This is a genomic window from Desulfosporosinus nitroreducens, from assembly GCF_023897015.1.
GTDB lineage: Bacteria > Bacillota > Desulfitobacteriia > Desulfitobacteriales > Desulfitobacteriaceae > Desulfosporosinus > Desulfosporosinus nitroreducens.
Window position 1 is genome coordinate 55,256 of the sequence record NZ_JAMHFY010000014.1, and the last position, 23,910, is coordinate 79,165.

Sequence of the window (23,910 nt, forward strand, 5' to 3'; positions counted from 1 at the left end):
CTTAAAACCGGTTCCCGGTTTTGTTTTTTGCTGAAAGGTTGTTGTAAATGCTCAAATATATCTTTAAACGAATCTTGATGTTAATTCCCGTATTGATTGGGGTTTCCATTATTGTGTTTCTCATCATGCGCGTCTTTTCACCGGATCCCGCTCCGATTGTTTTGGGCCAGCACGCAACACAGGAAGCTGTCGAGGTGTGGCGACAGGCAAATGGACTGAATGATCCTATTTATCTGCAGTATTTTAATTATATTACAGGTGCTCTAACCGGCGATCTAGGTACTTCTTACTATACCAAGATGCCCGTCGCAAAAGAGATTTTTGCCCGTTTTCCGGCCACAATCGAGTTGGCTTTAGTTGCTATAATGCTTGCTTCTTTTTTCGGTATCCTTATCGGTGTGATTTCTGCGGTGAAAAAGAACTCGATTTTCGATAATGCCGGTATGTTTATTGCTCTGATCGGCGTTTCAATGCCGATTTTCTGGCTTGGTATTTTGCTGATTATTTTCTTTTCAGGCACGTTGCATTGGCTTCCCTCGAGTGGAAGAATTGACCCTATGTTGCAACCACTAGATATTACCGGTTTCTATTTAATTGATAGTTTGATGACAAACAATATAGACGCCTTTAAGGATGCTTTTCGGCATTTGGTGCTGCCGGCAAGTGCCCTGGCAATGTACTCCATGGCTATCATTGCCAGAATGACCCGCTCTAGTATGCTGGAAACCTTGCAGCAGGATTTCATTCGCACTGCCAGAGCTAAAGGAATTTCAGAAGGCAGAGTGATTATCAGGCACGCCCTTCGCAATGGGTTGATTCCCATTGTCACGGTTATTGGACTGCAACTTGGCAGTCTTCTTGGCGGTGCTGTGCTAACGGAAACAGTGTTCTCCTGGCCCGGGATCGGTGCCTATACCGTGGCCTGCATCCTAAAGTCGGATTTTCCTGTGGTGCAGGGGGTTGTCTTGCTCATTGCTTCAATTTTCGTGCTTGTAAACTTGATTGTTGATGTGATCTATGCATTCCTTGATCCACGTATTAAATATTCTAAAAAAGAGGTGTAGCTTGTGGCTAAAGATAATAGTGCGAATTCAGATGAGAATTTGATGCAGGCTGCAGAATATGTGGAGAAACCGGAATCGCAGCTGAAAGAAATGTGGGAAACCCTTAGGCAGAATAAGGCCGCAGTTGTTGGTCTGGTTATCATCGCTTTGCTGGCCCTGATTGCCATTACTGTATGGATAAGTGAGCTAATAGGAATACAGATATTGCCCTATGATCCCAATTATTCCGATATGACTAAAAGCTTTATCTGGCCAAATGCCGAGCACTGGTTTGGAACGGATCAACTGGGCAGAGACCTGTTCAGCAGAATTATTGACGGCACAAAGATCTCGCTGTTTGTAGGAGTTACGGCCGTTGCGATTTCTCTTTCCATCGGAGTTCTGTTAGGATCCATTGCGGGGTACCGCGGTGGCAAGACGGATGCTCTCATTATGCGGACAATGGATGTAATGCTGGCTATTCCGTCTATTTTGCTGGCCATCGCCTTTATGGCGGCGCTAGGCAAGGGATTGGACAAGGCAGTCATTGCTATCGGTCTAGTTTCCATTCCGGAATATGCCCGAATAGTTCGAGGAAGTATTCTTTCTGTCAAAGAAAATGACTATGTCCAAGCTGCAAGGGTCATTGGCAATGGGGACAGTCGTATTATTTTCAAGCATATTTTACCGAATATTATTTCCCTGATTGTCGTCCGGGCCACCCTGGGTATATCTAGTGCTGTGCTAGACACAGCAGCACTTGGCTTTTTAGGTTTGGGTGTTCAGCCACCGTTTGCCGAGTGGGGCGATATGCTGGGCAGAGCAAGGGGTTTTATTTTCACTGCACCCTATACACTGATTTTCCCCGGTATTGCTATCACCATTACTGTACTGGCGTTTAACCTGTTTGGCGACGGACTTCGAGATGCCTTAGATCCGAAATCCAGAATAAAATAAGGGTGGTGAATAGGATGTTACTGGAAGTTAAAAATTTAAGAACGGAATTCAAACTGAAGCGTGGCACTGTAAGGGCCGTCGATGATGTCAGTTTTACTATAGATAAAGGCGAGATTCTGGCCATTGTTGGCGAATCCGGCTCAGGAAAAAGCGTGACATCCCTTTCCCTTATGGGACTTATCCAGAAACCGGGCGGAGTTGCTGGCGGAGAGATCTTATTTAAATCTCAGGATTTGTCTAAGTTGAGCCAAAAAGAACTGCAAGAAATCCGTGGCAATAAGATCTCCATGATATTCCAAGAACCGATGACGTCTTTAAATCCGGTTTGGCGTATCAAGGATCAGATCATGGAAAACATTATGACGCATATGAAAATGTCTAAAAAAGAAGCCCTGGCACGCACTGTTGAAATGCTGGATACAGTAGGCATACCTTCCCCGGCCGAACGTGCCAACGACTATCCCCATCAGATGAGCGGTGGAATGCGCCAGAGAGTCATGACCGCTATGGCACTTTCCTGCGAACCGGATCTTTTGATTGCCGACGAACCGACTACGGCACTGGACGTAACAATTCAGGCTCAAATTCTGGAGTTGCTTTATCAAATGAGGGAAAAGTTTAATATGGCTGTTCTGCTCATCACCCATGATTTAGGCGTTGTTTACGAAGCAGCCGATCGGGTTATCGTAATGTACTGCGGTAAAATTGTGGAGGAAGCCGACGTGAAGACCCTTTTTGAGCAACCCCAACATCCTTATACGGTTGGTTTGCTGCAATCTATTCCTCAAATCGATAATGAGAGTGATGAACATTTATTCATGATCAAAGGTATGGTGCCTAACCCCTTGCATATGCCGCCAGGCTGTTCCTTTTCCGACCGCTGCGACCGTTGCATGGAACGTTGCACCAAAGAAATGCCGGAGTTGCAAGAAATTAACGGGCACAAGGTACGTTGCTTTTTATATGACAAAGCCGAGGAAGGGGAATTGAGCGCAAAATGAACGAAGTATTAATGAAAGTTCAAGACCTTTCCAAGTATTTTACCATTGATACTGATTGGCGCGGCAAGCCTGTTTCCGTTTTAAAAGCAGTTGATGAAGTGTCCTTAACCATTAACAAAGGGGAGGCCTTCGGTCTAGTTGGCGAATCGGGTTGCGGGAAAACAACCCTGGGTAAAATACTGGTCAATCTTTACAGTCCTACAAGCGGAAAGATATTTTTTGAGGGCAAGGAACTGTCCGCTCTAAATAAGAAACAGCGCCGTTCCTATTGCAAGGATATCCAGATGATTTTCCAGGATCCGTACGCTTCTTTAAATCCCAGAATGACAGTTGGGGATATCATCGCCGAACCAATCATCATCAACAAGCTGCTTCCGATGAGTGAAGTGGAAGAGCGTGTCATCTTTCTCTTAAACTGTGTGGGCCTGGCAAGGCACCAGCGCAACCGCTTTCCGCATGAGTTCTCCGGCGGTCAGAGGCAGCGGGTGGGGATTGCCCGGGCCTTGGCTGTGGAGCCCAAGCTAATCGTCTGTGATGAGCCGGTTTCCGCCTTGGATGTTTCCATCCAAGCTCAGGTCTTAAATCTGCTCGATGATTTAAAGGAAGAGTTCAAGCTTACTTATCTGTTTATTGCTCATGGCTTAGGGGTAGTCAAACACATCAGCGACAGGGTAGGTGTGATGTATTTGGGGAAACTGGTTGAAATCGCTCCGAAAAAAGAGCTTTACGCCAACCCCCTGAACCCTTACACTCAGGCCTTACTTTCGGCTATTCCGGTCATTAATTCGGAGAAAAAGGAACGCATTATCTTAAAGGGCGACGTGCCCAGTCCGATTAATCCACCCGCCGGTTGCCGCTTCAGTTCCCGCTGTTTTAAGGAGTTTGAACCTTGCAAACTAAATACACCGAAACTGAAAGAAGTTTCTCCCGGCCATTGGGTTGCCTGTCATTTGTTTTAAAATGAAATTTCCTTGAGTGACGGATAACGGGATAGTAAAATTTTACCATATGCCTTTTTTGTTCACATAAGCCATGCTATAATGGGACAAGGGGGGACATATCTATGCGAAAGGTACCCGTGGAGCTGCAATCTTGGAAGGAATTTTTTCAGGCCCGAGTTGAGATAGCTGCTGTTTATTTATTTGGATCACTTGGGACAGAGTTTGAGCATCCGCAGAGTGACATCGATTTGGGGGTAGTTTTTACTCGCCCAGTTACATTATCGGAAGAGTTGGAGCTGGATGGAGCCTTAAGCATTCATATTGGTCATGATCGAATAGATTTGGTAAATCTGAATCGCTCACCTATCGCTTTACAATTTCGTGCACTCCAGGAAGGCATGCTTCTTTACGAAGGAGATTATGTAAAACATAGCGATTTTATTGAATGTGTGATAAAGACTTATCCTGACTATGCAGTTAAGTATGCAGTATTCGCTCGAGATTACGAGTTGGCTCTTAAGGAGGAATACAGTCATGGTGGATAAGGATATCATGCAGCGAAAACTTTCTTTCATAGATTTAAAGTTGCGTAATTTAGAGACTTTAAAGCTCATAGAACGTCAGGACTTTTTAGCCAGTTTTCAGGCGGTAGATGCGGCGAAATATAACCTGCAAGTTTGTATTGAGGCCTTAATAGATGTTTCTAATCATATAGTAGCAAGAGAGCGGTGGGGAATCCCCAATACATCTGCAGAAGCTGTTAAGCTATTAATAAAACATGGGATATTGGGTGAAGATAAAGAACACTCGCTAGTGCAAATGGTGAAGTTCCGTAATCGAATTGTGCACCTGTACCAAGAGGTTGATGACGCTGAGATTTATCGGATTTTACAAGAAAACCTTAAGGATATAAAAGGCTTTATCCAGGCAGTGATAAACAGATTTTTTTAACTCAGCAAATACTATGTGTATCAGCTATCCCGCTTAGAGAAGGCAGGCCTTAGGAGCGCAAACTCCTAAGGCCTTTTTGGGCTAAATATGCATTTGAGTGGTTAGAACATCTTCGTTATGAAGCGAAAAAACCCTCCGAGCCTAGCCAAAGGGTGCTGCGTTTTTGCTGAGTGGTTCGAATCGACGAATGGAGAAACACTTACTCATGAGCGTGTCACTCCTACAGACCAGCGCGAATACAAATCCTACTTATTAATACATATGAAACGCACTCCATCGACGGTCAGTAGCGATTGTCATCCGAATAATTGGTCGTTCAGTGGCTCATTTTGTTCTGGATATTCACTCTAATTTATAGTACAGCCCCATAATCACTGTTCCGAGAACTGCGGGATTCAGAGGGGATTTGAAAAAGATAAGCATAAATTTGCTTAAATATGGATTTGCATTATAATTTAGTTTGGGTTATTACCTAATGTTTAGTAATCTTATACTTTGAAAGCCAGTATCAGGAAACGCATAATGAAAGAGAGACCTCTAAATGAACAAGGGTAATTTTAACGACTTTCAATTAAGTGGTGAGTTATTAAAAGCAATTAGCTTATTAAATTTCACCAGTCCCAGCAAAGTCCAGGAGCAGGTGATCCCGGCTGTCTTGGCCCAAAAGGATATCATCGTCAAGTCCCAGACCGGAAGCGGAAAGACGGCAGCCTTTGCCATCCCTATTTGTGAATTGGTGGATTGGGAACAGAATAAGCCACAGGCATTAGTGCTTACCCCTACCAGAGAACTTGCAGTTCAGGTCAAAGAAGATCTGTTTCATATCGGCAGATTTAGAAGAATAAAAGTAGCATCAATTTTTGGGAAGTACCCTTTTCATGTTCAGGAAAAGGAACTTAAACAAAAAACCCATGTTGTGGTTGGAACCCCGGGTCGCTTGATCGATCATATCGAAAGAGGGACCTTGGATATATCAAATATAAAATATTTGGTCATCGATGAAGCAGATGAGATGCTGAATATGGGCTTTATCGAGCAAATCGAAACTATCGTTGCCAACTTGTCTCAAGAACGGGTGACCATTTTGTTGTCAGCGACAATGCCCCAAGACATCAATGTTTTATGCAGTAAGATTATGAAAAATCCCATCCGCGTGGAAATCGAAGAACAGAATCCGGCGGCAGATCGGATCGCTCAGGAAAGATATCATGTCGATCAGACAGACAAGATGAAACTTCTGAGAGATCTGACGATTGTTGAAAACCCGGACAGCTGCATGATATTTTGCAATACTAAACAAACGGTTGATGAAGTTTACACTGAACTCGTGAAGCTGGACTATTCTTGTGATAAGCTTCATGGCGGAATGGAACAACGAGATCGATTGAATGTTATGAAGGAATTTAAACAAGGGTATTTCAGGTATCTATGTGCGACAGATGTTGCCTCGAGAGGTCTGGATATCGAGGACATTACCTTGGTCATCAATTATGACATCCCATACGACCGAGAAAGCTATGTTCATCGGATCGGAAGAACAGGTCGAGTCAACAAACTGGGTAAGGCCATAACCTTTGTTACCAAAAATGAGGATAAGTTTTTAAAGGAAATCCACGACTACATCGGCAAAGAGATTCTTTTAAAGGAACGACCGGAAGAAGAAACGGTGCATGAGTCGAAACAAGATTTTATGGAGAAAAACAATGCGTTGCCAGAAATCAAGGAAACAAAAGGCGTGCAGTTGAGCACCGAAATCATGAAGATCCATGTGAATGCCGGGAAGAAAACGAAGATGAGACCCGTCGATATTGTGGGCACTCTTTGCAGTATTGAGGGTATTACTGCGGCAGATATTGGGATCATCAATATCCTGGATGTATCCACCTTTGTCGAAATCTTAAACAATAAAGGGGAGTTAGTGTTGCAGAATCTGCAAAACACTCCAATCAAGGGCCGGCTTCGCAAGGTAAGCAAAGCGGACAGGTAAAAGGAGCCCTGATTTAGATCTCAACTCTCGGTAAAGTGCCGAACACTCAAAAACAAGGTGTTTCGCTGTTTAGCGGGACACCTTGTTTTACTAGTTAACACTAATCAAGAAAAAGCAATTTCACATAACGACCCTATTTCATAGTAAATTCGGTTGCTATCGCGTTCGTAAGCATTTCTTTCCAAGAATTAAATTTGGTAGTCTTTACTACATGAGCATCTATGTCTTCATCTGAGATAGCTTCATAATCTTCTTCAGAATTTACTTCAAATCCACCAGATGACAGCAACTCGTCAATGGAATCAAACTGTGTGTACTGTTGCATAAATTGAGACGAAAAAAGATCGGTAAATGGAATTGAACCTTCTGCGGCATTAGTTGCATTCTGCTGTTGATCGGGCTCAGCTTCAATATTATTGAAATCCTCCATCAAAATGATCACCTCTCCCTTGATTTTCTTTACATTTTAGTATTGTCCATAGTTACATTGCAGATACCATCTCGTCTTTTTCAATCCTGCCATCCCGGAAACGAACTATACGGCGAGTATAATTCACATTAAACGAAATGATCGTTTATTATTGGTCCATGAGAAATAAAGATGAAAACAAAAGTGAAGCCATTTTTTTTGAGACAGCCCCATGTTCTTTTAATAACCAGTGGGATACTGCTGGCCGGCAAGGTTTTAGCAGTCTTTAGCGAAGTTATTCCATACTTTTGAGGACAACAAGACCTCTTGGGTAAATCGCTCGGGAGGTCTTGTTTCTTAGGTTAAGCCAACAACCCCCGCTCTCAAAAAGGTTTAACTTAAAATAATAGAATTGGGGTAATCGCAATTCCAGAAGCATTGAATTCTGCCGGCAGGGTTGCAATGACCCCATTAATAGCCGTATCGAGCGCCATAACTGATTCATCGTTATTATTCGCGACATAAGCTCGAGAACCGTCGGGGGTAATCGCAATTCCAAAAGGATCGGTTCCGGCAGGTAAGATAATAGTAGTTAATATCGAATTAATTGCGGTGTTAATTACCGTAACCGAATCGGGCATACCACTATTTGTGACATAGGCTCGTGAACCGTCGGGGGTAATCGCAATTCCAGCAGGATTTCCGGCAGGTAAGATAATAGTAGTCAATATCGTATTCGTTGCCGTGTTAATGACTGTAACGGTATCATTACCAAAATTCGTAACATAAGCTCGTGAACCGTCGGGGGTAATCGCAATTCCTTCAGGATTGCTTCCGTCAGGTAAGGGAATCGTAGTCAATATCGTATTCGTTGCCGTGTTAATTACCGTAACCGAATCGGGCGTACCACTATTTGTGACATAGGCTCGTGAACCGTCGGGGGTAATCGCAATTCCAGCAGGATCACTTCCGTCAGGTAAGGGAATAGTAGTCACAATAGTATTCGTTGCCGTGTTAATTACCGTAACCGAATCAGGCGTACCTCTATTAGTGACATAAGCTCGTGAACCGTCGGGAGTAATCGCAACTCCTTTAGGAAAGCTATCGTCAGGTAAGGAAATCGTAGTCAATATCGTATTCGTTGCCGTGTTAATTACCGTAACTGAATCATTACCAAGATTCGTAACATATGCAAACAAAAGCTCCTGAATTCGGGAAAGTTCCCCTTCCAGTACATGTTTCTCGATGATTTGTCCGGCCGAATCTTTTTCCAAAACGGTAATGGCGATGTCGTTGGCACCGAGTCCGCTGGTGAGCACCCGAACCCCAAACACGTCTAGGTCAGCAAAAACGTTATCCAGGGTAAAACCAGAATCGGGTGTACCAAATGGATTAAGGGGAACTAGACTGACCACATAGACCGTTTCACTGGTAAATCCGCCTCCAGGGGGATTTATTTGGTATACTTCAATACCGACAAGCGCAGGTAGTCGACCGGTATTGAACAATCGAATCGTGAGCTGAGTCGTACGCGGTGTGTCCCTATTATCTATTGGCCCTGTATCGAAAACAGCCATAATAATGCCTCCCTATCAAGTCATATTATATAGATTAGTGTATGTCTGATAGAGTTGATTGGTGTACAAGCCAATTTTGAAACTTCTAGTAATCGACCACTAAAAAATTTAAACTGCGTATTTGGTCAGTCAAACGCCCATTAGCTGTCGCAATTACATGGGAACATATTAACTTCCTGGGCGAGTATAAGTTTGATTCGAAGCAAATAACAACGTTAAAAACTTTACGCCCGCTAAATAGTTCAACCGGTTATTCCAAAGAGTAGGGAAAACTGTTTTTACCTCCCCTTAAATATCTTAGGGTATAATTTCGTTAAAATGTAGCGGTCCATTAATACTGCCAGATACATTTGTATGAAAATTATTTTTAAAACAGTGAACCATTTAAGATATTCAATACACTTTAGTATAGGAGGGCAACTTTTAATGTGTAAGGAAGAAGGAACGATATGGAGAACACCGACTTAATGAAACGATGTCAATTGGGTGATCTAGATAGCTTTAGCGAGCTTTATCACCTACACAGAAAGAAGGCTTTAGGAACTGCTTACCTTATATCCAACCAAAAAGGAATCGCAGAGGATATCGTACAGGAATCCTTTATCGAATGCTTCCGAAAAATCCGAACCCTAAAAAATCCAGAAGCCTTTGAGGCATGGTTTTATAAGATTCTGGTGAGAACAGGTTGGAGGATGGTAAAAAAGCACAACTACTTTCTCCTCGTTGGTGACCAAACTATAGAAGGATTAAGCGCAACCATCATGGATTCCAATTCCGAATTGGATACCAGCGTGACCAACCTGATGGTACATGAAGCATTAGCTCAATTAAGTTTACCATTGAAAACTGTCGTCATACTATATTACTTTAATGATATGACCATTGAGAAAATTTCAAAGGTTTTGGGCTGCTTTCCGGGAACTGTAAAATCTAGGCTTTATAATGCTAGAATACAGCTCCATGATGTACTTAATGAAAACGAACTTAATGAGCCGGCTGTAAATATTTTTTTTAGTAAAAGAAAGGAGTATGGGCTTAATGGAAATACATGAACTCGATAACAAAATAAAAAGGGCACTTTTTTGTAAAACAAATGAAATAGAATCGTCGGAAGAAACTTTCACACTAATTCTTGCCGGTCTTGAAAAGAAGCAAGCATGTAGGACTTTTAAAACAAGCTATAAACATTACATTATAGCCTTTATATGTGCGCTTTCTGTGATATTTGGAACAACATTAATCCTATCGGTGGATGTAAAGTCTTCTGACATGGAATTGATAAACACCGTTAAAACAGTGATTATTTTGGATAAGAGTAATAAAGTTATTGAAAAGAATGCAGACGAAGTAATTAAACATGCTGCCATTAGCGATAATACCCAGATAGCCAATGCTGATACTTCAAAAACAGTAGGTGTAAGTGTCTTCCTTTTACAAACATTAGCAGGATGTTTTTTGTTGAATCAAGTAAACGATTTAGAATTATATCTAAGACTTTTGATCATTGGAAGAATGACACTTGCACAAACCTGGTATGATAATAAGTTTTGGCATAGACAAGTCCCATCTTATTAACAGGGAGGAAAGCAGATGAGAAGGGGAAACATCATCAAATTGGTAGCGCTTGTGCTATTTGTGGCAGTAGCTGTTGCCTTATCGATTAAACCCCTTGTGGATCCCGCAAAGGGCATACCGTTGGGACTTGACTTACGCGGTGGAGTGCATTTGGTACTACAGGCTGAACCAAATAAAAACGGCGCTCTGATAACTAGTGATGAGATGGACAAAGCAAAAGCGATCATCGCCAAGCGGGTCAATGATCTTGGGGTATCTGAACCCATAGTTCAAGTAGACTATGATAAGAAACGGGTCGTTGTCGATTTAGCCGGTATTACTGATCCTGACAAAGCTGTGGATATTCTAAAAACTACGGCAAAGTTAACGTTTAGAGATCCAAAAGGAAATATTGTGTTGCAAGGTGATGAACTAACGGATGCTAGGGCAGGGCAAGGTCAGGATCCAAATCAAGGGTTTATTGTTAATTTAACATTCTCGTCTGACGGGACCAAAAAGTTTACTGATTTAACGACCAAGTATATCGGTCAACAAATTGGCATCTATCTGGATGATAAACTTTTGAAAAATCCAGAGGTTAGAATGCCAATTACTAATGGTCAAGCTTACATCGACCATTATGCAACCTTGGAGGCTGCAGCAAATGATGCTGTCCTCATGCGTTCCGGCTCATTGCCGGTGAGCATGAGCATTGCTGAGAAGCGTCAGGTGGGAGCATCTTTAGGGATTGACTTCTTACACAAAAGCATTAAGGCTGGAATTTATGGTTTAATCTTTATCTTTCTCTTTATGCTTGTTTTCTATCGGTTACCGGGGGTTGTGGCCGATTTCTCCTTGATCGTATATGGTCTAATTGTCCTTTGGATTTTTTGGATGTTTCGAGTGGTACTTACTCTTCCGGGCATCGCGGGTTTTATCCTTTCCATTGGGATGGCCGTGGATTTTAATATCATTATCTATGAACGTGTTAAAGAGGAAGTTCTGGCCGGGAAATCCCTGCGGGCTGGGATAGAATCCGGGTTTAGCCGGGCCTTCATTACGGTTATTGATGCCCACGTTACGACGTTCATAGCTGCGATGACCCTTTATTATTTCGGAACTGGCTCCATCAAAGGATTTGCGCTGACCTTGGGTGTCGGGATTATTGCGAGTTTGTTTACTGCGATTACATTTACGCGGTTCGTGTTACGATTAATCGTAGGGATCAGTCCCAAATTAGAGACAACATGGTTTGGCGTTAGGAGGGCTATATAATGGAAGAAGGTCATCCGGCGACTTATGATGAAGTTCAAAAGATACATCCACTCTATTTTAACATTGTTAAGAAACGGTATTGGTGGTTTGCTCTTTCGTTATTGATTATTGTGCCAGGAATTATTTCCCTCTTTATGCAAGGCTTAAATTTAGGGATTGATTTCAAAGGCGGAACGATGATTGAGATGACGTTCAAGAATCCTGCCAACCAGGCGGCTATTACAGATACAATGAAATCTGTTGGACTTTTAGGCCCATCTGTGCAGATGTCCAGTGGAAATACTGCTTTGATCAGAACCTCGGCACTTGACCAAGATAAACAAAACGAATTAATGACGGCTTTGCAAACCAAGGTTGGAGAGTATGAGAAAACGACTCTTAAGGTTGACTTAGTAGGCCCGGCGATGGGGCAAGAACTGACTCGAAACGCTTTTAAAGCTTTAATCATTGCCATTGGATTAATGATCGCCTATATTTCGTTTAGGTTTCAGTTTGTCTTTGCTATCTCCGGGATTATCGCTCTATTACATGATGTTTTAGTAGTCGTGGGCCTTTTCTCGTTGTTTCAATGGCAAATCGATTCGACGTTTGTGGCGGCAGTCTTGACAATCTTTGGTTACTCCATAAACGATACTGTGGTTATCTTTGACCGAATTCGTGAGAATGAAGCCAAGATGAAGCGTGGAGACAGTTATGAGGACATGGTTGATAAGTCCGTCTGGCAGACCATGCACCGATCCGTCAATACGGTCACAACGGTCTTGATCGCCTTGTTCTCGATATTTATTCTAGGTGGGGAATCGACAAAAGTCTTTTCTTTGGCTATGCTAATTGGGGTATTCAGTGGAGCATATTCCTCGATCTTTAATGCTAGCCAAATCCTCGTGGAAATCAAGAAACATATGAAGCCCTACCCCATTTATGAATGATTTCTATCCTTCTTTTTGTGTCAACACATTTGCAGTCTTTAGCGAAGGTTTAATACTTCGTCACACTCCGCAGGGTACATGGATTAAAGTAAAATGAATCTACTGCCCAAACCCTCATACTTCATCTTTTTCGCCTCCCCGCTTGTACCAGAGTAACCTTCACTAAAAAAATATACATTTCCTTTCTTGATACAACTGTTATTGATAATTATCCTTATTGTTTCGGTATTCCGAATAATTATTACGCACTTAAACTGTAAAATGTGATCACCATAATGCTGAAGGGATTAAGCTGAGAGCTTAGTCCCTTTTCCATGAAAACATCTTCAATCCTCTCAACACACCAATTGCAACTCGAATGAAAAGACAGTTTATTCCGCTCGACCTATCTGTGGAAGCTTGACCCACGACTTTGCAATTGATGCTTCCCTCAATCTATGACAGTATTTGTTAATCTAAATTAACTCCCTCTGAGCATAGCATATATCGTTGTCATTTCATTTTGGGGGGAGGAGTGTAATTGGGACTATAAAAGGAGGCTGGAACCTCCTTAGTGTAATGCTGTTAATTCTAATAGTTCTCATGGTATCCGACGTCAGCAGTGCAGCTAGTGAATCGAAGATAAGAATTACTCAAGTAGAGGCTAACTTACCGGACATTACGTTATTTGTGCAATTGGAAAACATCGATATGGATAGTGCTAAACTTAAAAAGAATTTGAGTATTAAAATTAACAATAGCCCTACCCAAATAACCGACATTCAGTCTGTCAAGAAAGGGAGCGGAGTCTCTGAAAACACTGCCTACCTGGTCCTAGTCGATACATCGGTATCTATGCGAAACCAGTTGAGTGAACTTCAAATTTTATTGGAAGAATTATTAGGCTTTGGCACATCGAAGGATGCAACGACTGTCTTTGGTGTCAGCAACAGGTTACAAACAATTAAGGATTTTGCAGAAACCGATGCTGTAGAAACTGTGATTAAATCTACTGGAAATGCTATTTCTTTGGGTTCAAAGACAGGGACCTATCTATACTCGGGAATCCGGGAAGCTTATGATGAAGGTAGGACGGCCCAAGACATTCCTGCGCGGCGTATCATTGTACTTATCACCGACGGCGGCGTTGATGGGGACTGTTTGAGTCGTGATGATCTTAAAAACTATCTCGATGTTGACAGATTACCTGTTTATACCTTAATTTTAAACGAGCAAGCTTCGATGGATCAGGAGTTCAAGAACGCAGCTGACCAAATTTCCCAGAAGACGGGTGGCCAATCCTTTATTAGTACGAGCGGAAATGAGCTCTTCGCTCAGTTTAAAGCGTCGATGGAGAAAGGCAGCGTCATTAGGCTGCGCTGTGATAATTTTAAAGGGTTTAATCTGCAGGCTAATTTAAACCTATCATTGGCAGGGGATCAGGGGGAAATCAAAGAAACGGCCAAATTTACAGCCACTCCAGCCCAAAAAGATAAAGATGGGGTTAATAATCAGCAAAATTTAAAAACAAGCTATTATGGAGTTGCAGTGATCCTAATCCCTATGATCCTAAGTTTGGCCATTATCTTTGCTTCAGTGTGGTTATTAATGAAACGAAGTACTCAACAAGGCTTGACGCCTGATAGCACATGCCGCATTGAAAAGGGAGAAGAGTCACAGTATAAGGAGTAGGGAAAGACTAGAAAACTTGGTGAGTAGTACAAGAAATGCGAGGCAACGTTGCGGCCTCGCATTTCTTTCTTCAATTTATGAGAGATATCCAGGCTAAGAAGTGCTATTATAATGTTATTGCAGAAGAGCCAAAAGGATTGTATGGACGCTGCATGTTGAAGTTACTTAAAGGATGGAGATAATCACAATGCCAACAGGAAAGAAGCTAATTTATTTGACATTGGTGTTAGTTGTCATGTCTTGGGGTTTGAATGTTGTAATGATTAAGTTCCTAACACAGCAGATGTCGCCAATATTGGTAGCCGCAATAAGAATGCCCCTTGCGGGAATCATTTTGTTACTTTTAGCTTTTAAAAAATACGGGTTATATAATCCAACTAAAAAACAGTGGGGATTGCTTTTATGGATTGGATTAATCTCTGTCTGCATACATCAGTTGCTATTGGGCTATGGAGTTTCTGTCACATCATCCACAAATGCTTCCCTAATTCTCGGCTTAAATCCTCTGACGACTGCGCTTCTGGCATCCGTATTTGTAGGCGAAAAATTCACAAGGAATTTAGGGTTCGGAATTCTCTTAGGATTTGCAGGGGTTGTTTTGGTAGTATTCTCAAAATCCCCAGATGGATCCTTCGAATTTTCGTTAATCGGAGATGTCATTATGTTCTTAGCCATGTTGACCTATGTCATTGGGGGTTTGCTGATAAAAAAATTGTTGGAAACGACGATTCCAACCTTAGTAGTGACCGCCTATTCTACCTTAATAGGAGGGGTATTGCTAAATATCGGAACGCTGGCTTCCTTTGGGCCTTCGGTTTATGGACAGATTCATTTATCTTCAACGGCTGTACTTATCTTATTATTATCAGCCTGGGGAGCTACAGCATTAGGTACATTGGGCTGGAACGACGGTATTAGACATTTGGGTGCCAACAGAACGGCTATGTTTTTAAACGGCATGCCTTTTGCGGGCATGATCGGTGGTGTCGTCTTTTTAAATGAGACAATTGGTTGGATACATATTCTAGCCCTTATTTTCACTACCTTGGGAATCGTCATCGGGAGTATGAAGCAAAACAAGGTCATTCTGGAATCGTGTGAATTGTAACCTTCGATCATGACACTATTATTAATTTATCTTGGATTTTCGGTCATGCTTCTGTTTTCTGTTTGAATCATATAATTTATCCAAGATAACCACAGATAGGTACATCCCAAAAATATTTGCTGTAGAAACTGGCAGAAACCAGCCTTCCTTAATCCAAATCAGATTTAGTTTGTAACCAATATAATATATTATGTAAAGCGCTATTATAACCAATGCTTTCCAAATGAAATTAAATCTTAAAAAATATATAAGCATTATTGGAATAGATAACAAATGAAAATGTACCGAGAATAACAGGAATCGGCTAGTAACTGGATCGGGGAATAATGTTGCATTGAAATCTTGATGTCTGGTCAATATAAAAAACATATGTGTTAGGGTAGCACTACTAGGGAGAAATAACCCCAAATAAATATATCCATAGTATAATGACGGCTTTATACCTCTGATGATTTTCTCATACATTTTTTTTGCTACCCAGAAATATATAGGCAACGAAATAACAGTCATCCAGGTTTGATACCAATTATGACTATAGATGCCTAAAGACAAAAACAATTCTTCGATAATACCATACATCACGGCAAATATAATAAACCAATAATACTTTAAATTAAGAACTGCAACCAAAAGTGCTGTCGCTGATACGGAAGTCTGGGAAAAAAGATTTCCCATAAGCATATCGTCAATTGGCATTGGTGGGTTTTTAATTATCATAGGATAATAGGCATACGCATCCATAAAAATAAAGATTATCGTTTCAAAATGAAGAACAATACCCAATAAAGTTAGGTAAAAGGCAATCGTTAGCTTGCGGTTTTCCACTCTAACCATAACAAAAATTAATTCGATTAAAGTCAAAATACCTAATAAAACATACCATATTGTGTTAGTCCAAAAGTAGTTCATATATTTAGACGATACCTCATTCCATTACTAGTGCTAAATATACGTTCATGCTCTACTCTAAGGGTCTCACATGCTGTTTCAAACGCATTACATATAAATTGTGGGCCATTATCAGTTAGAATGGTTTGGCGAGCTCCCTGTTCAAATAGTTGGTGCCAATGTCCTTTGGACTAGCTGAGCTGATATGCCGAGAGAGGAGAGAACGCACTAATTTGTAGGTTCTCTCTTGGTATAGAAAATATACGTAACAGACCCTAAAAAGGTAAATTATTTATTGCTGGCGAATCAGATTCGCATTTATGGAATATAGGTATTCACAGATATAAAAAAATCCTGTCATGGATGGCAGTAACCTTTTGCTGAAGGCAGTCATAAGATAGAGGTGATCATGTTTGAACAACCTCGCATAGGTGAGAAACGGTTCATCTCTCGATACCCCTTTAACTGGAATGGACTCCTTTGGAAGAATAGGCTGCAAGGATTTGTTGGATAAGCTCCTGCCGACTTTCAGGGGTCTCGATTTTGAAGTGCTCAAGATAATCAGATACTTGCTCAGGGGAACCTCTTCGGCCGACGATAGCATAAGCTAAGTAGAATAAAGAAGTACCCCAATTGACCTTCTCGCCCTGTTTGTTTTTGAGTCCATTGCGAGGGAAATTTAAGAGATCATCTCCCATGTCATGAACGATTTCATCCAGTTCCCCAATGGTTTTCACGCCCAGGTAACTAAAGACTGTGGTGAGATAGCCAAAAAAACGATCCTTTAATTCCAAATCAGCCTTGACGATTTGACTGATTTTCTGGTCGAGGCTACGGATAAGTTCAGATTTTAGAACATAGGATTTCAGCGAGGCCTGATTGATAAGCACCATAGTGGGGGTCTTTTCGATCTGAGCTTCAACTTCGGCCTCATAATTAGCGAGGTTGGAACGAATTTTGATAAACTCTTCATCCGCCAACTCCAGTAATCCGGCCAGTCGCGAGAAGCTTCTCCGGATTTCGCGGGGCACGGCGTGTTCATTTTTATACCCTAAGTCATGTTCAATTTCAGCCCAGGTATGCTGCAGAATGGAGCGGACTTGAATTTCCAACTTGCAGTCTTTAAAGCGTTGGTACTCAATAAGCTGGAGCCTAAAGGAGGGAAGTTTGACGACATAGTGAAGAGATAGATAACCAAATTTCTCAGGGTCAATCAATTCCCGCTTGTCCACGGAGTTTGACCGATCCACTTCAAATTCCTCCTCCACGAAACCCGCGATAAGATCCACTTGGTCAGCGAAATAAGTGATAATCCGAATCCCGGCTAAATCGGTGATGTCTTCCAGCTTGGTGTATTTATCATCTTCCCGATTGACCTTTCTCTTTAAGCTTTCCCGGCTTTTTACCCGGGAAGTGATGGAGTGAACGTTGATGCCCTTAAGCTGAAGTATTCCTTTTAACAGGTTTTCGGTGACATTTGTAAAATCGGCATAGACGGGATAAACTTGATCAAATTTAGCAATGATGTTAGCTGAATTTTGATTGGTCATCTTAAATTTCCCTTCGGCTTCGTTAGTTTCTTTCTAGGTATTATGTTATCACATTTAGTTTACTATTTAAAAGGCTAATGATCTTGTCTGTAAAAGAGCAAAGCCACCGTTCACAATGAAACGGCGGCTTGTATTCTAAAAGACGTCAGACCCTGGCCAGTCTGACCTTTGACCATTAGAGAATCGTTTCCTCTAATTTACTTAATTCTTGGTTCGATTACAGACACTTTCATTATAATAACAAGTGGTAAATATACAAGTACTCACCTTTTTGTGCCTGTGAACATATAAATGATATAGTTAACTATCTGTATTAGTGCAATTTTCTCCATGTAGGGCAATTTACCACCAACTTTTCTACTGGTATAGTTTTAAAAGGCCTGGTGATTGGTGGAAGGAAAAGTAAGACCTTCGACGAAATAGTAAAGGATCAGCAAATTTCACCCCATTCCGGATAGGGTTAAAAACGGAGGTAAAAATGAAAAGCAAAATACTCTTAGCAGCAATGATAGTTGCCCTACTTGCAGCAGGATGCGGAAAAACAGCTCCAACTAATACCCCCCAACAACCCAGGGAGGCATCACCCGCAGTGGGGACTGCAAAACCTTCCATGCCCGCTCCAACCCAGGAGGCAGCCATATACCGGCAGTATTTTATTTAACCGATGAAAAGGGGGATATCCTTTATAATTTTCAGGCAACCTTCCCCTATATGGTAGACGTTAAAGCAGTTTCATTTAAAGATGTGAGTAAAGACGGGCTGAAAGATATCATCATCATTGTTGATGATGGTTATGCTGGACAAGGGAATGCTCCCTTAGCTACCGTCTACTTTCAAAAGGCCGACGGGTCCTTTGCTAATGATCTGAAGTTGGATCAAGAAATAAACGATTCAAAGAACAATAACGATGTAAAAACCGTAAAGAGCTACCTGGCTGGAAAACTATAACTTGGATTATTGCTTCAGGAGGATGGATACTGGTCAAGGCAAAAAGCAAGTCCTCGATGAGAAGGCAGCGATAAGAGAGCAGAACTGAGACTGAAAGAGGCTATAAAGATAAGTAAAGAAGAAGGCATAGAAAAAGGCAAGAAATGGTCTCAAACTCAATCTTTTGATTATTGAACAGGGAGCGGCAGCAGTCGGAATAGGGCGTAGGGCCCTGGAAGAGCCCAACACGCCAAGGTCAGAACCCGGGCTATTTCAAAATGGCCCGCGCAGGCCAATTTGTCACCCTCATGAGTCTGGCCACATATTCTGTGAAAAAGGAACAGAAGAGACATACAGGTACAGTGTCTGCAAGAAGGGCTAATTCGTGCGAAGACAGTGTCTTCGTGTGTGTGTGGGCGCTGCCAAGTTTTCTAATTGTCCGTGATAATCTCAGAGAGGCGGGTTTTAATTCCTAACTCCAAGAAATAGAAGCCCATGCCTCGGGAAAGCTCGGCGTTAGCCCCCCTTGCCTGCAGATAAGCGGTTCCCAGTTTCCATAAATCTTGGGAGCTATGTTTGGACAAAAACGAATAACGCTTACGGACATATTCATAGCCAATCTCAAAATCACTGAGGTCTTGTCTGGACATCGTTTTCCTCCCGCTGTTTAGAGGATTGTTCTCCGATCAGTTCGGCAATACTAACACCGAGAGCGGCAGAAAGTTTCTTCAGGATAGGATAGGTAGGCTGTTTTCTGTTGGCTTCCAGTTCAGAAATATAGGTTTGGGAAACACTCGAGCGTCTGGAAAGCTCAGCCTGAGACAATTTTTGTTTGGTTCGAAAATAGTTTAGATTTTGCATACACCATACTTCCTTTTATCAACAATTATAATTGCTTTTGCGATATACTTCAACCGCTTTAGCGTGCTATGGAGTGGCTTTTTTATTTGTTATAATTGCTTTAGCGATAGGAGTGAAATAATGGGAATCGATTATGGCTCTAAATTCTTGGAATTAAGAAAAAAGAATAAGTTAAGTCAAAAAGATTTGGCCAATATTGCGGAGATTGGGCAAACTACAATTAGCGACATAGAAGCTGGGAAAAAATCACCAAACGCTATCACGATTGAAAAGATATGTTTGGCTCTTAATATTACGCTTACAGAATTTTTTGCCGAGGAACGCCCGCAGCTTGAGCCGGAACTTCGCCGTCTGGTGGATACAGCTCGAAAGCTTTCGCCGGAACAAATAGAATATCTTCAGAAGTTGTTGGAATCGATGAGTAAGGATTAACTTTTTGGCTTTAGGGTACCAAGAAGCTACCATAGTGTCTTGCCCAAAAAATGTTAAACAGGGGAACCGGTAAAAGATGAAATGAAGGATTACATAACTGAAGAGCAACTTTTATTTTAACTGATATTTAACCTATAAGAATAATCCAGCTTATTTCAAATTGGCCTGCGCAGGCCAATTTGGGATAAGAAAGGTTATGCCTATTCTAAAATGGACGGCGAAGTCCAATTTGGAATAGGCATTTTATATGAGGTTTGTCACCCTTATAGAATTATATTCAGCATGTCGATGCTAAAAATGAATAAAACTCATGATACTTACATTTGTGCGATTCAGATATAATTGAACATGAATTATATTCAGGATGTGATGAAATGAATTACGGACAGCGAATAAAGTTCTTTCGTAATACAGTTGGAATTTCAGCCAATGCTTTAGCGAAGAAAGTTGGACTGGACCCGACTACAATTTATAAAATTGAAGCCAACGATTCTAAACCCTCTCTTGGTTCCCTCGAAAGCATATGCGCTGCTCTCAGCATTAGTCTTGCGGAATTCTTCACTGAAGAAGAACAGGTCTTAGGACCGGAAATCCAACGACTACTGGGTACCGCGAAAAAGCTTTCACCGGAACAAATCGATTATCTTCAGAAGTTACTGGAATCGCTTAGTAAAGATTGATTTTTGGGCTTTTGGGTACCTATAGGGTACCCTTTATAGTTTAATCTATCGAGAGTAGTCGGCGGAACATGCTTACGGTCGTCCATTGCGTAACTCGTAAATTTTAGTTCCTCCAAAGAAAAAAGATGCCGACGATTTCAAGCGTCGGCATCTTTTGGGATTTCACTCATCCTGCGGCTGCTTAGGAAACTAAATTTTTACCTACTTGGTAAGCTTGTTTCAGCAACGACTGGGCATTTTCGTAAACAGCCTGCCCCTGGGCTCCGAAAATTTTCTCCAGTTTTTCGGCCTCAAGGTTAACTAGGCCAGGGATTGCCATCCCGTCAGCATTAATTTCCTGGATTGTTCCATTATTCTTGTGCTGAGCCAGATTAAGTTTTAAAAATTGCAGTACGGCATCGGTCATACCAGGCATACTTGAGGCGCAGACCCCGATAGCCACACCATTTCTGTCTTTAGGGGCAGGGCACTGGTGATATTGGCTTTACCCTCTGTAAAGTCAAATTTCATGACCTGCCCCACCAGTCTGTCGCAAAGGGCTTTAAACTGTCCGGGTACATGACCTGAATAGACCGGTGCCCCCAGAACAATGCCGTCGGCACGGTCCAGCTTTTCTACCACCATATTGACATCATCCGGCGCTAACCGGCAGACCCGATCAGCCCTGCATTTCATACACCCGACACAGGGGGCAAATTTTAAATCGCTGATGTAGATTTTTTCAACTTCTGCTCCGGCATCTGCAGCGCCTTTAAGTACTTCATCCAGCAATAGATCTGTGTTGCTTCCCTTTCGGGGGCTGCCTGAGATACTGAAAATGTACATGTTTTATTCCTCCTCGTTATGCAGACCGGCACGGTTCCGCGCCCTGTCATTTCTAAATGGTTAAGAGTCCCCCGGTTCGGTTTCCTGTGCTTTTTCGCAATTAATTTCCAGCTGCTTGTTTACCCACTCATCAAGATTCTTTAAGATAGGAAGCAAACTTTTGCCGTTGTCCGTTAAGGAATATTCCACCCGAGGCGGCATTTCCAGGTATTGAACGCGCTTGATTATTTTGTAATGCTCTAATTCCTGCAGGCAGTTACTTAGGGACATATTTGTAATTCCGGCTAATTCTCGTTTTAACTCATTAAAGCGCAGGACGTCTTTTTTGCTTAAGGTACATAGTATGGGCAATTTCCATTTGCTGCCGAGTACTTGCAACAAATATTGAACAGGGGTAGTTAACGGCTTATCACTTCGGTTATTTCCCATCTATCGAGCCCCTTTAGTAAATAAAATATACTTAGTAAAAAATAATATACTTAGTCAAAATAATTTGCGTACTTGTATAGTTTGTACCAAGTACTATAATTATAGCATGTATTAAGGTAACGAAAATAGCTGTGCAAAATGTGTTTTAAAAGTTAAACAGTATTTAAAAATTCAACATCATTGAAGGAGAGAACTATAGTGAAGATTATTGCTCTTAACGGCAGCCCGCGAAAAACCTGGAATACAGCAACCTTGCTGAACAAAGCTCTTGAAGGGGCTGCTTCCCAAGGAGCTGAAACTGAATTGATTCATCTCAATGATTTGAATTTCAAAGGGTGCATCAGCTGCTTTGCGTGTAAACGAAAAGACGGGCAGCATGGAAAATGTGCCATGAAGGATGATTTAGCAGAGATACTGAAAAAATTAGAAACAGTTGATGGGATTATTTTTGGTTCACCGATTTACTATATGAGCATTACAGCCGGTATGAGGGCACTTTTAGAGCGTTTCTTGTTTTCCCATAGCATCTATAATCCGGAAATACCAACAGTGTATCCCAGGAAAATCCCAGCCGGGTTTATCTATACTTTGAACGCATCAGAAAAACAAATCGAGCAATTTGGGCTTAAGCAAAGTTTAAATTTACATGAAATGATGATTGCCAAAACCATTGGAAATCCTCTTACAACTCTATACAGCTATGATACTTATCAATTTTCTGATTATGAAAAATATGAATCATCGATGTTCTCTGAAGAGGCTAAAGCAAAACAGAAAGCTGAACAATTTCCGCTTGACTGTCAAAGGGCTTTGGAAATGGGAATCAGGCTGGCATCCACTGAGATCTAACAACAGGGGGATTTACCAAATTACTCATGATGAAAGGGAGACAAGAGCTTCCACATCAATATATCGGTAAGCATATGAAGAATTTACAAAAGTCCGAAAAAGAGGGAAGTAGGAGTGATGAATGTATGAGTATGGATCTGATTCAAGTTAGCCAGGAAAAATGTATCCGCTGTGGAATCTGTGCAGAAATCTGTCCCACAGGAAGTATCATTATCGAAAACCAAATGCCCCAGGCCACAGAACGGAATTGTATTGCCTGTGGACACTGCGTAGCTGTGTGTCCTGTGGCGGCAATAGATAACGTGAAGGCACCGATGGCCAAACAGTTGCCCCTTGAAAATGTACCTGTCCTTGACGCTGACACTGCAGCCCGCTTTCTCCGCTCCCGACGGTCTATTCGCCGCTACAAAGAAAATCCCGTACCCCGGGAAAAAATAGTGCAGCTCCTCGATATGGCGCGTTTGGCCCCAAGCGGAGGCAACACTCAGGGGATTGCTTATCTCGTCATTGATAACGCTGAAATACTAGGCAAAATAACGGCTGCTACAGTTGATTGGATGGAAGAACAATTAAAAAAGGGTTCTGCATGGGCACAGTATTATAGGAGAGTGGTGGAAACTTATCGCCAAACCGGTCAAGATGTCATATTACGAAACGCTCCATGTCTGATTGTGGCTATGACTGCAAAGGACTTTCACCCCCGTGGACGGGATAATACCCATTTTTCCCTTGCATACGCTGAGCTCTACGCCCCGGCTATTGAATTGGGAACATGTTGGGCGGGATTCTTTGAAGGGTGCGCCTCTGCCAATTATCAGCCCTTGCTGAGTATCTTGAACCTGCCGGAAAACATGGTTGTCACCGGTGGATTGTTAGTAGGTTTTCCAAAGTATACTTATAAACGATTAGTGGACAGAAATCCCTTGCAAGTGTCGTGGTGGGGCTAAAGCAGCCCATATTCCGGTGAAAGTCTTCAAAATTGACCTCAACATGCAAAACACCAGAACAAATCGACTATCTTCAGAAGTTACTGGAATCGCTTAGTAAAGATTGATTTTTGGGCTTT

General features: G+C 41.8%; 28 protein-coding genes. 19 read left to right on the forward strand and 9 right to left on the reverse strand.

The window, feature by feature from the left end:
* Positions 1–47 precede the first annotated feature (47 nt).
* The 7 genes from M8E35_RS15695 to M8E35_RS15725 all read left to right on the forward strand — a co-directional run bounded on the left by M8E35_RS15695 (position 48) and on the right by M8E35_RS15725 (position 6,880).
* Positions 48–1,064, forward strand: a complete 1,017-nt coding sequence (locus tag M8E35_RS15695; RefSeq protein ID WP_252470139.1) for an ABC transporter permease — start codon at positions 48–50, stop codon at positions 1,062–1,064.
* Between the two features lie 42 nt (positions 1,065–1,106).
* A complete protein-coding gene (locus M8E35_RS15700) occupies positions 1,107–2,000 on the forward strand; it encodes an ABC transporter permease (RefSeq protein WP_252470222.1) in 894 nt (297 codons plus the stop codon).
* A gap of 14 nt (positions 2,001–2,014) precedes the next feature.
* Entirely contained in the window at positions 2,015–3,001 is a 987-nt protein-coding gene (locus M8E35_RS15705; RefSeq protein ID WP_252470223.1) for an ABC transporter ATP-binding protein, read from the forward strand.
* Positions 2,998–3,960 carry an ABC transporter ATP-binding protein gene (locus M8E35_RS15710; protein WP_252470140.1) on the forward strand — a complete coding sequence of 321 codons (963 nt, stop codon included), beginning with the start codon at positions 2,998–3,000 and terminating at the stop codon, positions 3,958–3,960. Before M8E35_RS15705 ends, M8E35_RS15710 begins: the two co-directional genes overlap by 4 nt.
* Positions 3,961–4,064: 104 nt before the next feature.
* On the forward strand, positions 4,065–4,487 hold the full coding sequence (gene mntA / locus M8E35_RS15715; protein WP_252470141.1) for a type VII toxin-antitoxin system MntA family adenylyltransferase antitoxin: 423 nt from the start codon (positions 4,065–4,067) through the stop codon (positions 4,485–4,487).
* Positions 4,477–4,893 (forward strand): type VII toxin-antitoxin system HepT family RNase toxin, encoded by a 417-nt coding sequence (hepT, locus tag M8E35_RS15720; RefSeq protein ID WP_252470142.1) that lies wholly within the window; start codon positions 4,477–4,479, stop codon positions 4,891–4,893. Before mntA ends, hepT begins: the two co-directional genes overlap by 11 nt.
* Before the next feature lie 541 nt (positions 4,894–5,434).
* A complete protein-coding gene (locus M8E35_RS15725; RefSeq protein ID WP_252470144.1) occupies positions 5,435–6,880 on the forward strand; it encodes a DEAD/DEAH box helicase in 1,446 nt (481 codons plus the stop codon).
* Positions 6,881–7,013: 133 nt separating this feature from the next.
* Here the strand turns inward: M8E35_RS15725 and M8E35_RS15730 are convergent, their stop codons facing one another.
* Together M8E35_RS15730 and M8E35_RS15735 are read right to left on the reverse strand one after the other, a co-directional pair.
* Complete coding sequence (locus M8E35_RS15730; RefSeq protein ID WP_252470224.1) at positions 7,014–7,310, reverse strand: hypothetical protein; 297 nt, start codon at positions 7,308–7,310, stop codon at positions 7,014–7,016.
* Between the two features lie 377 nt (positions 7,311–7,687).
* A complete protein-coding gene (locus M8E35_RS15735) occupies positions 7,688–8,866 on the reverse strand; it encodes a YncE family protein (protein ID WP_252470146.1) in 1,179 nt (392 codons plus the stop codon).
* A 449-nt stretch (positions 8,867–9,315) separates the two neighbouring features.
* On the opposite strand from M8E35_RS15735, the gene M8E35_RS15740 reads away from it, so the two are divergent.
* The 6 genes from M8E35_RS15740 (at position 9,316) to M8E35_RS15765 (ending at position 15,403) form a co-directional block, all read left to right on the forward strand.
* A complete protein-coding gene (locus M8E35_RS15740) occupies positions 9,316–9,918 on the forward strand; it encodes an RNA polymerase sigma factor (RefSeq protein WP_252470147.1) in 603 nt (200 codons plus the stop codon).
* Entirely contained in the window at positions 9,905–10,441 is a 537-nt protein-coding gene (locus M8E35_RS15745; RefSeq protein ID WP_252470149.1) for a hypothetical protein, read from the forward strand. The genes M8E35_RS15740 and M8E35_RS15745 overlap by 14 nt, the downstream gene beginning before the upstream one ends.
* 15 nt (positions 10,442–10,456) lie before the next feature.
* Positions 10,457–11,695, forward strand: a complete 1,239-nt coding sequence (gene secD / locus M8E35_RS15750) for a protein translocase subunit SecD (protein ID WP_252470151.1) — start codon at positions 10,457–10,459, stop codon at positions 11,693–11,695.
* Positions 11,695–12,624 (forward strand): protein translocase subunit SecF, encoded by a 930-nt coding sequence (gene secF / locus M8E35_RS15755; RefSeq protein WP_252470153.1) that lies wholly within the window; start codon positions 11,695–11,697, stop codon positions 12,622–12,624. The genes secD and secF overlap by 1 nt, the downstream gene beginning before the upstream one ends.
* 558 nt (positions 12,625–13,182) lie before the next feature.
* Positions 13,183–14,295, forward strand: coding sequence for a vWA domain-containing protein (locus M8E35_RS15760; RefSeq protein WP_252470155.1), 1,113 nt, complete (start codon positions 13,183–13,185; stop codon positions 14,293–14,295).
* Between the two features lie 187 nt (positions 14,296–14,482).
* Positions 14,483–15,403, forward strand: coding sequence for a DMT family transporter (locus M8E35_RS15765; protein ID WP_252470156.1), 921 nt, complete (start codon positions 14,483–14,485; stop codon positions 15,401–15,403).
* Between the two features lie 21 nt (positions 15,404–15,424).
* Here the strand turns inward: M8E35_RS15765 and M8E35_RS15770 are convergent, their stop codons facing one another.
* A complete protein-coding gene (locus tag M8E35_RS15770; RefSeq protein ID WP_252470157.1) occupies positions 15,425–16,312 on the reverse strand; it encodes a hypothetical protein in 888 nt (295 codons plus the stop codon).
* Between the two features lie 440 nt (positions 16,313–16,752).
* On the reverse strand, positions 16,753–17,841 hold the full coding sequence (locus tag M8E35_RS15775) for a GTP pyrophosphokinase (protein WP_252470158.1): 1,089 nt from the start codon (positions 17,839–17,841) through the stop codon (positions 16,753–16,755).
* A 478-nt stretch (positions 17,842–18,319) separates the two neighbouring features.
* Between M8E35_RS15775 and M8E35_RS15780 the strand changes: the two genes are divergently transcribed.
* Both M8E35_RS15780 and M8E35_RS15785 read left to right on the forward strand, forming a co-directional pair.
* Positions 18,320–18,502, forward strand: coding sequence for a hypothetical protein (locus tag M8E35_RS15780; RefSeq protein ID WP_252470159.1), 183 nt, complete (start codon positions 18,320–18,322; stop codon positions 18,500–18,502).
* Positions 18,503–18,552: 50 nt separating this feature from the next.
* Entirely contained in the window at positions 18,553–18,789 is a 237-nt protein-coding gene (locus M8E35_RS15785; protein ID WP_252470160.1) for a hypothetical protein, read from the forward strand.
* Between the two features lie 410 nt (positions 18,790–19,199).
* Here M8E35_RS15785 and M8E35_RS15790 read toward each other — a convergent pair whose 3' ends face one another.
* Together M8E35_RS15790 and M8E35_RS15795 are read right to left on the reverse strand one after the other, a co-directional pair.
* Positions 19,200–19,418 (reverse strand): hypothetical protein, encoded by a 219-nt coding sequence (locus M8E35_RS15790; protein WP_252470161.1) that lies wholly within the window; start codon positions 19,416–19,418, stop codon positions 19,200–19,202.
* Positions 19,396–19,629: a helix-turn-helix domain-containing protein gene (locus tag M8E35_RS15795; protein WP_252470162.1), complete on the reverse strand. Its 234-nt coding sequence runs from the start codon at positions 19,627–19,629 to the stop codon at positions 19,396–19,398. The genes M8E35_RS15790 and M8E35_RS15795 overlap by 23 nt, the downstream gene beginning before the upstream one ends.
* Before the next feature lie 120 nt (positions 19,630–19,749).
* Here M8E35_RS15795 and M8E35_RS15800 point away from each other — a divergent pair, with 120 nt between their 5' ends.
* Both M8E35_RS15800 and M8E35_RS15805 read left to right on the forward strand, forming a co-directional pair.
* Positions 19,750–20,061, forward strand: a complete 312-nt coding sequence (locus M8E35_RS15800; protein WP_252470163.1) for a helix-turn-helix domain-containing protein — start codon at positions 19,750–19,752, stop codon at positions 20,059–20,061.
* Positions 20,062–20,435: 374 nt separating this feature from the next.
* On the forward strand, positions 20,436–20,741 hold the full coding sequence (locus tag M8E35_RS15805) for a helix-turn-helix domain-containing protein (RefSeq protein ID WP_034597720.1): 306 nt from the start codon (positions 20,436–20,438) through the stop codon (positions 20,739–20,741).
* Between the two features lie 181 nt (positions 20,742–20,922).
* Here the strand turns inward: M8E35_RS15805 and M8E35_RS15810 are convergent, their stop codons facing one another.
* Genes M8E35_RS15810 through M8E35_RS15820 form a run of 3 tightly spaced genes read right to left on the reverse strand, consistent with a single transcriptional unit; the run spans position 20,923 to position 21,995 of the window.
* Complete coding sequence (locus M8E35_RS15810; RefSeq protein ID WP_252470164.1) at positions 20,923–21,156, reverse strand: hypothetical protein; 234 nt, start codon at positions 21,154–21,156, stop codon at positions 20,923–20,925.
* Positions 21,144–21,566, reverse strand: coding sequence for a flavodoxin family protein (locus M8E35_RS15815; RefSeq protein ID WP_252470165.1), 423 nt, complete (start codon positions 21,564–21,566; stop codon positions 21,144–21,146). The genes M8E35_RS15810 and M8E35_RS15815 overlap by 13 nt, the downstream gene beginning before the upstream one ends.
* Positions 21,567–21,626: 60 nt before the next feature.
* Positions 21,627–21,995, reverse strand: coding sequence for a winged helix-turn-helix transcriptional regulator (locus tag M8E35_RS15820; protein WP_252470167.1), 369 nt, complete (start codon positions 21,993–21,995; stop codon positions 21,627–21,629).
* Between the two features lie 198 nt (positions 21,996–22,193).
* Between M8E35_RS15820 and M8E35_RS15825 the strand changes: the two genes are divergently transcribed.
* Both M8E35_RS15825 and M8E35_RS15830 read left to right on the forward strand, forming a co-directional pair.
* On the forward strand, positions 22,194–22,844 hold the full coding sequence (locus tag M8E35_RS15825; RefSeq protein WP_252470168.1) for a flavodoxin family protein: 651 nt from the start codon (positions 22,194–22,196) through the stop codon (positions 22,842–22,844).
* Between the two features lie 131 nt (positions 22,845–22,975).
* The gene (locus tag M8E35_RS15830; RefSeq protein ID WP_252470225.1) at positions 22,976–23,791 is read left to right on the forward strand and encodes a nitroreductase family protein; all 816 of its coding nucleotides are present in this window, start codon (positions 22,976–22,978) and stop codon (positions 23,789–23,791) included.
* Positions 23,792–23,910 lie beyond the last annotated feature (119 nt).